Source organism: Agromyces sp. NPDC058104 (assembly GCF_042884835.1).
In the GTDB taxonomy this organism is placed as follows: Bacteria; Actinomycetota; Actinomycetes; order Actinomycetales; family Microbacteriaceae; genus Agromyces.
Window position 1 is genome coordinate 532,317 of sequence record NZ_JBHVTD010000003.1, and the last position, 12,702, is coordinate 545,018.

Annotated in this window: 15 protein-coding genes; 9 read left to right on the forward strand and 6 right to left on the reverse strand. The window is 71.5% G+C overall.

All coding sequences use genetic code 11. The features are described from left to right. The first annotated feature begins 6 nt into the window (after positions 1-6). From ACFVTH_RS16365 to ACFVTH_RS16375, 3 genes are read left to right on the forward strand one after another with little or no spacing between them, the layout of a single operon-like run. Positions 7-1,137 (forward strand): mechanosensitive ion channel family protein, encoded by a 1,131-nt coding sequence (locus tag ACFVTH_RS16365; RefSeq protein WP_387093112.1) that lies wholly within the window; start codon positions 7-9, stop codon positions 1,135-1,137. Then, the gene (locus tag ACFVTH_RS16370) at positions 1,134-1,520 is read left to right on the forward strand and encodes a globin (RefSeq protein WP_387093115.1); all 387 of its coding nucleotides are present in this window, start codon (positions 1,134-1,136) and stop codon (positions 1,518-1,520) included. Before ACFVTH_RS16365 ends, ACFVTH_RS16370 begins: the two co-directional genes overlap by 4 nt. 39 nt (positions 1,521-1,559) lie before the next feature. Next, positions 1,560-3,230: an FAD-binding dehydrogenase gene (locus ACFVTH_RS16375; RefSeq protein WP_387093118.1), complete on the forward strand. Its 1,671-nt coding sequence runs from the start codon at positions 1,560-1,562 to the stop codon at positions 3,228-3,230. An 84-nt stretch (positions 3,231-3,314) separates the two neighbouring features. Here the strand turns inward: ACFVTH_RS16375 and ACFVTH_RS16380 are convergent, their stop codons facing one another. Further along, positions 3,315-3,995: a hypothetical protein gene (locus ACFVTH_RS16380; RefSeq protein ID WP_387093121.1), complete on the reverse strand. Its 681-nt coding sequence runs from the start codon at positions 3,993-3,995 to the stop codon at positions 3,315-3,317. A gap of 91 nt (positions 3,996-4,086) precedes the next feature. On the opposite strand from ACFVTH_RS16380, the gene ACFVTH_RS16385 reads away from it, so the two are divergent. The 3 genes from ACFVTH_RS16385 (at position 4,087) to ACFVTH_RS16395 (ending at position 6,072) form a co-directional block, all read left to right on the forward strand. Continuing rightward, positions 4,087-4,962 (forward strand): acyl-CoA thioesterase, encoded by an 876-nt coding sequence (locus ACFVTH_RS16385; protein WP_387093124.1) that lies wholly within the window; start codon positions 4,087-4,089, stop codon positions 4,960-4,962. A 99-nt stretch (positions 4,963-5,061) separates the two neighbouring features. Continuing rightward, positions 5,062-5,547 carry a Rieske (2Fe-2S) protein gene (locus tag ACFVTH_RS16390; RefSeq protein WP_387093127.1) on the forward strand — a complete coding sequence of 162 codons (486 nt, stop codon included), beginning with the start codon at positions 5,062-5,064 and terminating at the stop codon, positions 5,545-5,547. Between the two features lie 15 nt (positions 5,548-5,562). Continuing rightward, positions 5,563-6,072 carry a hypothetical protein gene (locus ACFVTH_RS16395; RefSeq protein WP_387093130.1) on the forward strand — a complete coding sequence of 170 codons (510 nt, stop codon included), beginning with the start codon at positions 5,563-5,565 and terminating at the stop codon, positions 6,070-6,072. Between the two features lie 78 nt (positions 6,073-6,150). Here the strand turns inward: ACFVTH_RS16395 and ACFVTH_RS16400 are convergent, their stop codons facing one another. The 4 genes from ACFVTH_RS16400 to ACFVTH_RS16415 form a co-directional block, all read right to left on the reverse strand. Beyond that, positions 6,151-6,630 carry an acyl-CoA thioesterase gene (locus ACFVTH_RS16400; protein WP_387093133.1) on the reverse strand — a complete coding sequence of 160 codons (480 nt, stop codon included), beginning with the start codon at positions 6,628-6,630 and terminating at the stop codon, positions 6,151-6,153. Position 6,631: 1 nt separating this feature from the next. After that, positions 6,632-8,314, reverse strand: a complete 1,683-nt coding sequence (gene ettA, locus ACFVTH_RS16405; protein ID WP_387093136.1) for an energy-dependent translational throttle protein EttA — start codon at positions 8,312-8,314, stop codon at positions 6,632-6,634. A 53-nt stretch (positions 8,315-8,367) separates the two neighbouring features. Then, positions 8,368-8,853 (reverse strand): DUF6993 domain-containing protein, encoded by a 486-nt coding sequence (locus ACFVTH_RS16410; protein WP_387093139.1) that lies wholly within the window; start codon positions 8,851-8,853, stop codon positions 8,368-8,370. Between the two features lie 84 nt (positions 8,854-8,937). After that, a complete protein-coding gene (locus ACFVTH_RS16415) occupies positions 8,938-9,483 on the reverse strand; it encodes a single-stranded DNA-binding protein (RefSeq protein WP_387093142.1) in 546 nt (181 codons plus the stop codon). A gap of 234 nt (positions 9,484-9,717) precedes the next feature. Between ACFVTH_RS16415 and ACFVTH_RS16420 the strand changes: the two genes are divergently transcribed. The 3 genes from ACFVTH_RS16420 to ACFVTH_RS16430 all read left to right on the forward strand — a co-directional run bounded on the left by ACFVTH_RS16420 (position 9,718) and on the right by ACFVTH_RS16430 (position 11,811). Then, positions 9,718-10,725 (forward strand): aldo/keto reductase, encoded by a 1,008-nt coding sequence (locus ACFVTH_RS16420; protein ID WP_387093145.1) that lies wholly within the window; start codon positions 9,718-9,720, stop codon positions 10,723-10,725. Positions 10,726-10,795: 70 nt separating this feature from the next. Next, positions 10,796-11,050 carry a hypothetical protein gene (locus ACFVTH_RS16425; RefSeq protein WP_387093148.1) on the forward strand — a complete coding sequence of 85 codons (255 nt, stop codon included), beginning with the start codon at positions 10,796-10,798 and terminating at the stop codon, positions 11,048-11,050. 77 nt (positions 11,051-11,127) lie between these two features. Then, positions 11,128-11,811 carry a hypothetical protein gene (locus tag ACFVTH_RS16430; protein ID WP_387093151.1) on the forward strand — a complete coding sequence of 228 codons (684 nt, stop codon included), beginning with the start codon at positions 11,128-11,130 and terminating at the stop codon, positions 11,809-11,811. Between the two features lie 6 nt (positions 11,812-11,817). Here ACFVTH_RS16430 and nadE read toward each other — a convergent pair whose 3' ends face one another. Next, positions 11,818-12,639: an ammonia-dependent NAD(+) synthetase gene (nadE, locus tag ACFVTH_RS16435; RefSeq protein ID WP_387093154.1), complete on the reverse strand. Its 822-nt coding sequence runs from the start codon at positions 12,637-12,639 to the stop codon at positions 11,818-11,820. Positions 12,640-12,702: the final 63 nt, after the last annotated feature.

A 12,702-nucleotide genomic window follows, 5' to 3' on the forward strand; every position in this document is an offset into this window, starting at 1 on the left:
CCAACCATGTTCGGTTTTGCAGAGCCCTCCCCCGAAGAGGCGGAGAACAACCCGGTGAGCGGTGATTTCTGGGCCGGCATCGCGCAGTTCTGGGCCGACAACTGGGACGTCATGCTCGGCAAGCTGATCTCCATCGTGATGATCATCGTGATCGCCCTGCTGATCCGCTGGGTGCTGCACTTCGTCATCGAGCGGGTCGTCAAGCAGATCGTCACCGGCGTCAAGAAGAAGCAGGACGTCACCGACACCCAGGCCCTGCAGGCGTCGCCGCTCGCGGCGGTGCGCGTCGTGCAACGCACCCGCACGCTCGGCACGGTGCTCACGAACATCGTCAACGTGACGCTCTTCATCGTCGTCGTGCTCCTCATCGTCACGACGATCAACGAGCAGATCCTCGGCTCATTCGCACTGTTGACCGCGGCCGTCGGCGCGGGCCTCGGCTTCGGCGCGCAGAACATCGTGAAGGACGCCCTGAACGGCATCTTCATGGTCGTGGAGGACCAGCTCGGCGTCGGCGACGTCGTCGACCTCGGCCCCGCGACGGGCATCGTCGAGGAGGTGCGCATCCGCATCACGACGGTGCGCGACGTCAACGGCACGCTCTGGTTCGTGCGCAACGGCGAGATCCTGCGCGTCGGCAACATGTCGCAGGGCTGGGCGCGCGTCATCATCGACCTCGCCGTGCCGTACGACGCCGACGTCGAGTCGGTGGAGGCCGAGCTGCTCCGCACCGCGACCGAGATGGCGCACTCCAGCAAGTGGCGTTCGCGCGTGCTCGAGAAGCCGGAGGTCTGGGGTCTCGAGTCGATCTCCGCCGATGCGATGGTGCTGCGGGTCGTCATGAAGGTGCGGTCCTCCGCGAAGGACGACGTCGCCCGCGAGCTCCGGATGCGCCTGAAGCGCACCCTCGACGACATGGACCTGAAGCTGCCGAGCCTCGCGAGCGTCGTGCTCACCGGCTTCGACGGCGCCACCCGGGTGAAGGGGGCGAAGCCGCCGCGCACCGCGCCGAACTCGGTCGTGCCGGGGCAAGCCGTGAAGAAGCCGAAGAACCGGGCACCCCGCCTGCCGCGCACCACCGGTGGCGCCGGTACGACGCCCACGCCGCCGAGCTCGCCCGACGGAGGCACCGCATGACCGAGATCCAGTCGTTCTACGAGCAGGTCGGCGGCCGGCCGACCTTCGAGAAGCTCGTCGACGAGTTCTACCGCGGCGTCGCCGACGACCCGGTGCTGAAGCCGATGTACCCCGAGGAGGACCTCGGGCCCGCGGCCCGGCGCCTCCTGCTCTTCCTCGAGCAGTACTGGGGCGGTCCGACGACGTACGGCGAGGAGCGGGGCCACCCGCGCCTGCGACTGCGCCACCAGCCGTTCAAGGTCAACCCCGATGCCCGCGACCGCTGGCTCGCCCACATGCGCACCGCGGTCGATTCGCTCGAGCTCCCGCCGCTCGCCGAGGAGACATTGTGGGATTATCTCCAGCGAGCCGCTTTCGCGATGGTGAACACCTTCGACGACTGACGACCCATCGCCACCACCCGAAGCGACGAAGGAGTCCCTGTGGCAGTAGCAGCATCCACCCCCGATGCGATCATCGTCGGCGCCGGTCTCGCGGGCCTCGTCGCGGCATCCGAGCTCGTCGACGCCGGCCGCCGTGTCGTGATCGTCGACCAGGAGCCCGCGGCGAGCCTCGGCGGCCAGGCCCATTGGTCGTTCGGCGGCCTGTTCCTCGTCGACTCGCCCGAACAGCGGCGCATGGGCGTGAAGGACTCGCTCGAGCTCGCCCGGCAGGACTGGGAGGGCACCGCGGCCTTCGACCGCGACGAGGACGAGTGGGGGCGACGCTGGGCCGAGGCGTACCTCGAGTTCGCCGCGGGCGAGAAGCGGGCGTGGCTGCGCGAGAAGGGGGTGCGGTTCTTCCCGGTCGTGGGGTGGGCCGAGCGGGGCGCAGGGCAGGCGATCAGCCACGGCAACTCCGTGCCGCGGTTCCACATCACCTGGGGCACCGGCCCGGGCGTGCTCGCGCCGTTCATCGCGCGGGTGACGGCGGGTGAGGCCGCCGGCCTCGTCGAGTTCCGGCATCGCCACAGGGTCGACGAGCTCATCGTCGAGGGCGGAGCGGTCGTGGGCGTCCGCGGCGCCGTGCTGGCCCCCGACGACGCCGCGCGCGGCGAGGCCTCGAACCGCGATGTCGTCGGCGACTTCGAGCTGCGCGCGCCCGCCGTGGTCGTCTCGTCCGGCGGCATCGGCGGCAACCACGAGCTCGTGCGCGCGGCGTGGCCGGCCCGACTCGGCGAACCGCCCGCCGAGATGCTGTCGGGCGTTCCGGCGCACGTCGACGGACGCATGCTCGGCATCGCCGAGGCATCCGGTGCGCGCCTCGTGAACGGCGACCGCATGTGGCACTACACCGAGGGCATCACCAACTGGGACCCGGTGTGGCCGCTGCACGGCATCCGCATCCTGCCGGGGCCGTCGTCGCTCTGGTTCGACGCCGAGGGGCGCCGGCTGCCGCCGCCGCTCTTCCCCGGGTTCGACACCCTCGGCACTCTCGAGCACCTCGCGGCGACCGGCCACGGGTACTCGTGGTTCGTGCTCACGCAGAAGGTCATCGAGAAGGAGTTCGCGCTCTCGGGCAGCGAGCAGAACCCCGACCTCACCGGCAAGGACCTGAAGCTGCTCGCCCAGCGCGTGCGGCCCGGCGCACCCGCACCGGTCGAGGCGTTCAAGCAGCACGGCGTCGACTTCATCGTCGCCGACACCCTCGACGAGCTCCTCGAGCGGATGCGCGGCCTCTCCCCCGACGTCGAGCTCGACACCGCGAACATCGAGCGCGAGGTGCACGCCCGCGACCGCGAGATCGAGAACGAGTTCACGAAGGACCTGCAGATCACCGCGCTGCGCGGCGCGCGCCGGTATCGCGGCGACAAGCTCATCCGGGTCGCGACGCCGCACCGCTTCCTCGACCCCGAGGCCGGGCCGCTCATCGCCGTGAAGCTGCACATCCTCACGCGCAAGAGCCTCGGCGGCATCCAGACCGACCTCGACTCGCGGGCGCTCGGCGCCGACGGCGCGCCCGTCCCCGGGCTCTACGCGGCGGGCGAGGCCGCGGGCTTCGGCGGCGGCGGCGTGCACGGGTACCGGGCGCTCGAGGGCACCTTCCTCGGCGGATGCCTCTTCAGCGGCCGTGCGGCCGGGCGGGCGATCGCCGCGGCGGCAGCCGGCGAGTAGCCGCGGAGCCCACCGAGGCCCGGACCGCCGGGCCTCGGTGCGGCTCGGCGGACGGCGGCCGGCGGGCCGCGGGCGGCGGGCCGGCTAGGCCTTGAGCGTCCAGGGCTTGCGCCGCACGAGCACGTGGCCGCGACGCGACGAGAGCCTCGTCCACGGGCCGGTCTCGAACAGCTGCACCGGGTCGTCGCCCAGGAACCCCAGGCTGAAGGCGGCGAAGGCCGCCCCGGTCGGCACGTACTCGACGCCGTCGACGCCACGGCCCCACACCTCGGAGCGCACGCGCTGCACGAGCTGCTCGCCCGTGCCCGCGGGGATCGCCTCGGCGACCTCGTCGATGCCGGCACGTGCGGCGGCCTCGAGCACCGCGGGATCCGCTTCGCCGAGCGGGCGCCAGCCGCCGCGCGGCGGCGAGATGCCCGCCCACGTGACGGTGTTCACCTCGGGCGGTCGCGACATCGAGATCGGCCGCGACTCGTCGCCCTCGCCGAGCTCGCCGCGCGCTCGCACGATGCGCTCGACGAGCGAGCGCATCGGCACGACGGAGTCGAACTCCTCGGTGTCGGCGAGGGCGAAGGTGCGGAGGCCGAGCACGGTCGGGCTCTCGTCGAGGATGCCGCGCGGATAGAGGATCGCGGTGTAGACGGCGAGGATTCCGGAGCCGGCGATGAGACGCACCGACCCGTCTTCGACGCGGGCGGCCCGTTGCAGGTACGTGTGCAGGTCGCCGAGCGACAGGCTGTCGGCGAGCGTGAGTCGTTGAACCATCTCCTGTCTAAACTACCAAGTGAGCGGGGCTGTTCCGGCTGGCCCGCGTTCCACGGCGCCGGCGGCGGCCGCCCACCGACACGGAGGAACGATGAACGGACCCATCGACGGCCTGTTGAGCACCTTGAACCTCACCGACACCGGTGCCCGCACCACGGAGGACATCTTCACCGGCCCGTCGCAGTGGATGCCGCTGGGCCGGGTCTTCGGCGGCCAGGTGCTCGCCCAGTCGATCGTCGCGGCGCTGCACACCGTTCCCGAGGATCGCACGATCCACTCGATGCACGGGTACTTCCTGCGTCCGGGCGATGTCGCGCACCCGATCACGTTCTCCGTCGACCGCATCCACGACGGGCGCTCGTTCTCGACGCGCCGCACGCAGGCCTACCAGCACGGCGAGCCGATCCTCTCCCTCATCGCGTCGTTCCAGACACACGACGACGGCGTCGAGCACCAGCTCGACATGCCCGACGGTCTGCCCGACCCCGAGTCGCTCCCGTCGACCGCCGATGTGCTCGGCGAGTTCGATCACGACGTCGCACGGTACTGGTCGAACGAACGGGCCTTCGACGTGCGCCACGTGCCGTCGCCGATCTACCTCCGCGTCGACGGCGAGCGCGCGCCGCACCAGGCCGTGTGGATGAAGGCCTTCGGCCGCCTCCCCGACGACCCGAAGCAGCACCGCGCGGCCCTCGCCTACGCGAGCGACTACTCGATCCTCGAGCCGGTGCTGCGCGCGCACGGCATCGCCTGGGCGACCCCGGGGCTCAAGGTGGCGAGCCTCGACCACGCCATGTGGTGGCACCGCGACGCCCGCGTCGACGAGTGGCTGCTCTACGTGCAGGAATCCCCGTCGGCGAGCGGCGGCAGGGGCCTCTCGCTCGGCCGCATCTACACCCGCGACGGCGTGCTCGTCGCGAGCGTCGCCCAGGAGGGCATGGTCCGGGTGCCTGCGCCGCGCGACTGACCGAACGCCGGGCAATCCGGCCGCGGACGGGCTCGGTGCCGCACAATAGGGACAGGTGGGGCGTACCACTGCGCCCTCGGCGGACGAAGGAGTGCGGCGATGACGGAACCCAGCGATCTCACGCGACGTGCGGTGCTCACCATCGGCTCGGTCGGCGCGGTCGGCAGCGCCCTCGCGCTCGCGGGGTGCGCCGCGGACGAGCCGGACGGCAGCGCGAGCCCGAGCGTCGAGCCGACGCTCGAGGACGAGCCGACCGCGACGAGCGGCACCGAACCTGATGCGCCGGCCCTGGGCGACGACGTCGGCGCCCTCGCCGACGTGCCGGTCGGCGGCAGCATCGACGCGACCATCGACGGCGAGCCTGCACTCATCGCGCAGCCGACCGCCGGGGAGGTGGTCGCGTTCAGCGCGATCTGCACCCACCAGCAGTGCGTCGTCGCGGCTGCCGGCGAGGAGTTCCACTGCCCGTGCCACGGCTCGATCTACGAGGCCGCGACCGGTGAGGTGGTGCAGGGCCCCGCGATCGACCCGCTGACGCCCATCGCCGTCGCCGTGTCGGGCGACCGGATCGTCACCGCGTCCTAGGCCCGGGCGATCGAGATGGAGTACAGCTTCGCGGGTCTCCCCCTCCACGTGCTGCTCGTGCACGCGGTCATCGTGCTCACGCCGCTCGTCGGGCTGATCCTCGTCGTGCTCGCCGCCTGGCCCGCGGCGCGGCGCGTGCTGTGGCTGCCGGCGCTGATCGGTGCGGCGCTGCTCCTCCCCCTCGGCCTGGTCACCGTCGAGGCCGGGAAGTGGCTCGAGGCTCGGGTGCCCGAGGCGCCGCTCATCCAGCAGCACACCGGCATGGGCGAGGAGCTCACGCCGTGGCTGATCGGCCTGCTCGTCGTGGCGGTGCTGATCGCGGGATGGGCCCTCGTCGAACGCGCGGACGCACGGCGTTCGAGCGGCCCGACGTCGCGCGGCGCGCGCATCGGGGTCGCGATCGTGCTGGTCGTCGCGTCGCTCGTGGTGGCGGTCGGCTCGACGTGGACGCTGGTGCGCATCGGCGAGGCCGGCAGCCGTGCGGTCTGGGAGGGGTCGTTCAGCGAGGATCCGCTCGAGCGCTGAGCCGACCGGACCTCCGGGCTCGGCCGTCGTACGATGCGCACCCGCCGCGGGCGCCCGGCGCCGACTGCGGCGACGAGTTCAGCGTCGACGGAAGGTGATCGGGTCCTCCAGGTACGGAGCCCACGCCTCGCGCTCCTCGTCGGTCATGCGCCGCGGCCGCTCGCTCGCCGCGTCGACGAGCACGATGGTCGTCACCGCCCGCGTGTAGCGGACGCGCGGCTCAGCCCCGACGGGCGAGAAGACCTCGTAGCAGACATCGAGGCTCGCCCCGCCCATGTGCCCGATCCAGAGCTCGACGTCGAGCGGCAGCCGCTGGTACGGGATCGGCTCGAGGTACTCGATCTCCTGGCGGGCGATGAGCGTGATCGTCGTCGACCCGGGGGTCGCGTCGATGACGGCCGTCGAGGCGCCGACCGCGTGCTCGGCGGTGCCGTGCTCATCGACCCAGAACGCCTGGATGCGAGCCTCCTCGAGGAGGCTCAGCATCCGGGCGTTGTTCACGTGGCCGTAGGCGTCGAGGTCGCTCCACCGCAACGGCGTGGGCACGTGCAGGCGCATGTCAGTCCCGCGTCAGCTTGCGGTACGTCGAGCGGTGGGGCTTCGCGGCGTCGGCGCCGAGGCGCTCGACCTTGTTCGCCTCGTAGGCCTCGAAGTTGCCCTCGAACCAGTGCCAGTTCGACGGGTTCTCGTCGGTGCCCTCGTAGGCGAGGATGTGCGTGGCGATGCGGTCGAGGAACCACCGGTCGTGGGTGATGACGACGGCGCAGCCGGGGAACTCGAGGAGTGCGTTCTCGAGGCTCGAGAGCGTCTCGACGTCGAGGTCGTTGGTCGGCTCGTCGAGCAGCAGCAGGTTGCCGCCCTGCTTGAGGGTGAGCGCGAGGTTCAGCCGGTTGCGCTCACCGCCCGAGAGGATGCCGGCGCGCTTCTGCTGGTCGGGCCCCTTGAAGCCGAAGGTCGAGACGTACGCGCGACTCGGGACCTCAACCTTGCCGACCTGGATGTAGTCGAGCCCGTCGGAGACGACCTCCCAGAGCGACTTGTTGGGGTCGATGCCGCCGCGGGTCTGGTCGACGTAGGAGATCTGCACGGTCTCGCCGATCTTCACCGAGCCGCCGTCGGCCGGCTCGAGTCCGACGATCGTCTTGAAGAGCGTGGTCTTGCCGACGCCGTTCGGGCCGATGATGCCGACGATGCCGTTGCGGGGCAGCGAGAAGCTCAGCCCGTCGATGAGGACGCGGTCGCCGAAGCCCTTCTTGAGGTTCTTGACCTCGAGCACGATGTCGCCGAGGCGGGGACCGGCCGGGATCTGGATCTCCTCGAAGTCGAGCTTCCGCGTGCGCTCCGCCTCCGAGGCCATCTCCTCGTAGCGGGCGAGGCGCGCCTTCGACTTCGCCTGGCGGCCCTTCGCGTTCGAGCGGACCCACTCGAGCTCTTCCTTCAGGCGCTTCGCGAGCTTCGCGTCCTTCTTGCCCTGGACGGTGAGTCGCTCCTGCTTCTTCTCGAGGTAGGTCGAGTAGTTGCCCTCGTAGGGGTACAGGCGACCGCGATCGACCTCGCAGATCCACTCGGCGACGTGGTCGAGGAAGTACCGGTCGTGCGTGACGGCGAGCACGGCGCCGGGGTACTTGGCGAGGTGCTGCTCGAGCCAGAGCACGCTCTCGGCGTCGAGGTGGTTGGTGGGCTCGTCGAGGAGCAGCAGGTCGGGCTTCTGGAGCAGCAGCTTGCAGAGGGCGACCCGGCGCTTCTCACCGCCCGAGAGCACCGAGACCTGCTCGTCGCCCGGCGGGCAGCGGAGCGCGTCCATCGCCTGCTCGAGCTGGGAGTCGAGATCCCAGGCATCGGCCGCGTCGATCTCCTCCTGGAGGGTGCCCATCTCGGCGAGCAGCGCGTCGAAGTCGGCATCGGGCTCGGCCATGAGCAGCGAGATCTCGTTGAACCGGTCGAGCTTGGCCTTGATGGGGCCGACGCCCTCCTGCACGTTCTCGAGCACGGTCTTCGACTCGTCGAGCTCGGGCTCCTGCATGAGGATGCCCACCGAGTAACCGGGCGTGAGCTTGGCCTCGCCGTTCGACGGCTGGTCGAGGCCGGCCATGATCTTCAGGATCGTGGACTTTCCGGCGCCGTTCGGGCCGACGACGCCGATCTTCGCTCCGGGCAGGAACGCCATGGTCACGTCGTCGAGGATGACCTTGTCGCCCACCGCCTTGCGCGCGCGAACCATCGAGTAAATGTAATCAGCCAAGATCTTCCCTCAAACCCCATGCGGTAGCGGCCGAACGCGGCCCGCCGTGTCGCCTACCAGTCTATGGGGCGAGTCTCGCCGACGAGACAGTCGCCGGTTCCGAGCGCCGGGCGCACCGCCCCGTGGACCCCGCCCGACTTGGGGCCGTACTGGCCGACGAGGCATTCGTCCTGGAACAGGACCGCGAACTGCACCGAGTCGGCATCGAGGTCGACCGTCGTGCGATCGGCCGTGACCTCCATCGCCGCCTTGTCGAAGCCGGCGGCGACGAGCGCGTCGATGAAGTCGCGGCCCCCCGCCTCGGCGTTCGCCGCCACGACGGCGTTGTTCACCGAGTTGAAGAAGGCCAGGTTCTCGGACGCCGACAGCTCGGGGCGGAACGTGGGCGGCGCGGTCGGCGTGGGGGTCGCCGTGCCGGTCGCCGACGGCGCCGCCGAGGGCGACGGATCGCCGCCGAAGAGGCTGCACCCGGAGAGCCCGAGCGTGAGCGCCGCTGCGGCGAGCGCGAGCGCCGCCGTGGTCCCGTTCCGCCGTGCCATGCTTCCCCTCACCGCGGTGTCGACCGCCCGAGCCGAGTCTATGCGGTCGACCGCGCTCGGCACCGGGCGGCCGCGGCCGTCGGGTCAGTCGTGTCCGGCGGCCGCGACGCCGTCGAGGGCGGATGCCTCGTCGTCGCCGTCGCCCGTCATCGAGGCCTCGAGCAGCGACCAGTCGGTCGCGCCGTCGTCGACGCCGGGGTTGCCGTCGGTCTCTGCCCCGGCCTCCGCCCCGGACGTAGCGGCGCCGTCGCCCTCGGTCGGCTCGGGCCTGGGAGCCTGCACCCGCGCGTAGGTGCTGACGCACCAGGCGAGGTCGTGGCCGATGGCGTCGGCCTCGATCTCGACCGAGGTGCCCGACTTCGTCGCGGTCTCCCATGCTCGCTGGCGGAGCCGGCCCTGGACGATGACGCGCTCGCCCTTGCGGATGGACAGGCTCGCGTTGCGGGCAAGCTGACGGAACGCCGAGACGCCGTACCAGTTGGTCTCGCCGTCGGCCCACTCGCCCTTGGCGCGGTCGAAGAAGCGCCGGGTCGACGCGACGCGGAACGACGTGATGACGAGCCCGTCGCCCGTGACGTGCTGGTGGGGATCGGTGCCGACGACGCCGGTCACCGTGATGGTGTCGCTCATGTGTACTCCTCGGTCTGGCGCCGCCGCGGATCGGCGACTCGTGGCTCCGGGACGGCCTCGTGCCGGACACCGCCCCGGAACCACGTGCCCCCATGCTCGGCGCGGGCAGCGTGGCATCCGGACCGCCGTCGCCCATCTGTGCACTCGGAGCGATGCCGCCGTGCTGTCGAGGAGAGGTGACGTCCCGCGGCGGCGTCGGCACGACCGGCGACCGCGGCGACCTAGAGTGGCGGGATGCCGTACAACGCCTCCCCCGACCGCTACGACCGCATGCGATACGACCGGGTGGGCCGGAGCGGCCTGAAGCTGCCCGCGCTCTCGCTCGGGCTGTGGCACAACTTCGGCCACGATCGCCCCTTCGAGACGCAGCGCGCGATCGTTCGGCGCGCCTTCGACCTCGGTATCACGCACTTCGACCTCGCGAACAACTACGGGCCGCCACCCGGATCCGCCGAGGAGAACTTCGGCCGGATGCTGTCCGGAGACCTGGCGCCGTACCGCGACGAGCTGATCGTGTCGTCGAAGGCCGGATACGAGATGTGGCCCGGCCCCTACGGCGAGTGGGGATCGCGCAAGTCGGTCCTCGCCTCGCTCGACCGGAGCCTCGGACGCCTCGGCCTCGACTACGTCGACGTCTTCTACTCGCACCGCCCCGATCCCGAGACGCCGGTCGAGGAGACGATGGGCGCGCTCGCGACGGCCGTCAGGCAGGGCAAGGCGCTCTACGTCGGCATCTCGAACTACGGACCCGACGAGACCCGGGCCGCCGCTTCGGCGCTCGCCACGGAGGGCGTGCCCCTGTGCATCCACCAGCCTCGCTACTCGATGTTCGACCGTGGCATCGAGGACGGGCTGTTCCCCGCACTCGAGGAGGCGGGCGCCGCGAGCATCGTGTTCTCGCCGCTCGCGCAGGGCCTGCTGACCGACCGCTACCTCTCGGGCGAGGTGCCCGCCGGATCGCGCGCGGCGACGAGCCGGTTCCTGCCCGCGGAGCGGATCAGCCCCGCGTACCTCGAGCGGGCCCGCGCGCTCGACGCGATCGCGCGCGAGCGGGGGCAGTCGCTCGCCCAGCTCGCGCTCGCGTGGGTGCTGCGCCAGCCGCTCGTCGCGAGCGCCCTCGTCGGCGCATCGAGCGTCGCCCAGCTCGAGCAGAACGTCGCGGCGCTCGACGCGGCCCCGCTCACGGACGAGGAGATCGCCCGGATCGAGCCCTACGCGGCGCACGGCACCGCCCTCGGCTGACGATGTCGGTGGCCGCGCCTAGTCTCCGAGGACAACCCGCAGGGCCGGCTGCGACGTCGAGAGGAGCACCATGACGACCATCGCGCCGCAGCCGCGCATCCGAGAGCCGTTCCCCATCGAGATCCCCGGGCTCGCGTTCACGCCCGCCGCGCCGGGCCTCTGGCGGGTGGCGAGGGCCGACGGCGCGGTACTCGGCCACGTCGAGCACCGCGGGGTCGGCGACGACGGGCGGTTCGCGGTGAGGCGACTCACCGCAGGCACGCTGCGCGCGACCGAGCTCGGCGAGTTCTGGTCGGCGCGAGAAGCGGCCGAGCTCTTCAGGTGAGCCGGCGTCCTGGCGCGATTCGGGGCGCGCCGTCGGGGGTCGATCGCGCACGCGCCACGCGGGGGTAACCTGCGGCCATGCAGTGGTGGAACGACCTCATCTCCTGGCTCACCTCGAGCGAATCGCAGTCGACGGTGTTCACCGCGATCGTGCTCTTCGTCGCGGTCTTCGCCGCCGGGCTGCTCGCAGCCTGGATCTCGAGCGCCGCGGTCAAGCGCGTCGTCGCGCAGCGCGATCGCGAGGCCAAGACGGCCGCGATCGCCGCCCTCGTCGACGCGGCGACCGAGGCCTCGGTGTGGAACTCGCTCACGCCGCAGGAGCAGGTGCTCGCCGACCGGGCGGTCGGCCAGGCCGACATCCTCGTCCGGCTCCTGCCGATCCGCGGCTCCGACATCGCTGCGAACTGGGCCGCCCACCAGCTGCACGAGCTGAAGCGGGCGTCGGCGACCTTCGGCTACCAGCTCGACCCCGCGGTGGTCGAGTTCCGGGACCGCCTCCTCGAGTGGCAGCGACACCCGTCGCGCACGAAGCGCCAGTTCCAGAACGACCTCGCGCGGTGGCGCACCCAGCGCGACGAGACGCCCGAGCAGTCGACCATCGACGAGCAGGAGGCCTGGGTCGCCCAGCAGCACCACGACCGCTACCGCGACGCCGTGACCCTCACCGACACCGCAGGAGCCGCGACCGCGCCCACGCCGACGATCGCGGCGGAGGGCACCGGCTCCACGGCGAGCGTGCCGTCGGCGGACGTGCCCCGCTGATCGGCGCTACCGCCACCACTCGTCGAACATCGACACCGGCACGGTGCGCTTGTGGCGGGTCTGCATGAATCGCGCCTCGAGCTTCTCGGCGACCTCCTCGTCGATCGCCTCGCCCTCGAGATAGGCGTCGATGTCGGCGTAGCGCAGGCCGAGGTTCGCTTCGTCGGACTGGCCGGGCTGGCCGTCGAGCAGGTCGGCGGTCGGGACCTTGAGGAAGAGCCGTTCGGGCGCACCGAGCGACTCGAGCAGCGCCCTCCCCTGCCGCTTCGTGAGACCCGAGAGCGGCAGCACGTCGGCACCGCCGTCGCCGAACTTCGTGAAGAAGCCGGTGATCGCCTCGGCCGCATGATCCGTGCCGACGACGAGCAGGCCGCCCTCGCCCGCGATCGCGTACTGCGCGACCATGCGCAGCCTCGCCTTCACGTTGCCCTTGCCGAAGTCGCTGATGGGCTCGCCCAGCGCGGTCTCGAAGTCGTCCGCCACCCCGTCGACGCCACCCCTGATGTTGAAGACGACCGTCTCCTGCGGGTCGATGAAGGTCAGGGCGAGCTGGGCGTCGTCCTCGTCGCGCTGCACCCCGTAGGGCAGCCGGACCGCGACGAACCGCGCCTCGACCCCCTCCGCGACGAGTTCGTCGACGGCGATCCGGCAGAGTCGCCCGGCGAGCGTCGAGTCCTGACCGCCGCTGATGCCGAGGACGAGCCCCTTCGAACGGGTGGCCCGCAGGTAGTCCTTCAGGAACTCGATGCGGGAGCGCACCTCGGCTGACGGGTCGATGGTCGGGCTGACGTTGAGCTCGGCGATGATTCGCGCCTGCAGGTCTCGCATGTCCCGACGATACCGCCGTCGTGTTTCGAGGAGGAAACGGGCGGGCCGGTTCGGCGGCGGCGC

Coding starts and splice junctions, on each gene's coding strand:
- ACFVTH_RS16365 (WP_387093112.1), top strand. CDS start 7: ATGTTCGGTTTTGCAGAGCCCTCCCCCGAAGAGGCGGAGAACAACCCG.
- ACFVTH_RS16370 (WP_387093115.1), top strand. CDS start 1,134: ATGACCGAGATCCAGTCGTTCTACGAGCAGGTCGGCGGCCGGCCGACC.
- ACFVTH_RS16380 (WP_387093121.1), bottom strand. CDS start 3,995: ATGGTTCAACGACTCACGCTCGCCGACAGCCTGTCGCTCGGCGACCTG.
- ACFVTH_RS16385 (WP_387093124.1), top strand. CDS start 4,087: ATGAACGGACCCATCGACGGCCTGTTGAGCACCTTGAACCTCACCGAC.
- ACFVTH_RS16390 (WP_387093127.1), top strand. CDS start 5,062: ATGACGGAACCCAGCGATCTCACGCGACGTGCGGTGCTCACCATCGGC.
- ACFVTH_RS16395 (WP_387093130.1), top strand. CDS start 5,563: ATGGAGTACAGCTTCGCGGGTCTCCCCCTCCACGTGCTGCTCGTGCAC.
- ACFVTH_RS16400 (WP_387093133.1), bottom strand. CDS start 6,630: ATGCGCCTGCACGTGCCCACGCCGTTGCGGTGGAGCGACCTCGACGCC.
- ACFVTH_RS16410 (WP_387093139.1), bottom strand. CDS start 8,853: ATGGCACGGCGGAACGGGACCACGGCGGCGCTCGCGCTCGCCGCAGCG.
- ACFVTH_RS16415 (WP_387093142.1), bottom strand. CDS start 9,483: ATGAGCGACACCATCACGGTGACCGGCGTCGTCGGCACCGATCCCCAC.
- ACFVTH_RS16420 (WP_387093145.1), top strand. CDS start 9,718: ATGCCGTACAACGCCTCCCCCGACCGCTACGACCGCATGCGATACGAC.
- ACFVTH_RS16425 (WP_387093148.1), top strand. CDS start 10,796: ATGACGACCATCGCGCCGCAGCCGCGCATCCGAGAGCCGTTCCCCATC.
- ACFVTH_RS16430 (WP_387093151.1), top strand. CDS start 11,128: ATGCAGTGGTGGAACGACCTCATCTCCTGGCTCACCTCGAGCGAATCG.
- nadE (WP_387093154.1), bottom strand. CDS start 12,639: ATGCGAGACCTGCAGGCGCGAATCATCGCCGAGCTCAACGTCAGCCCG.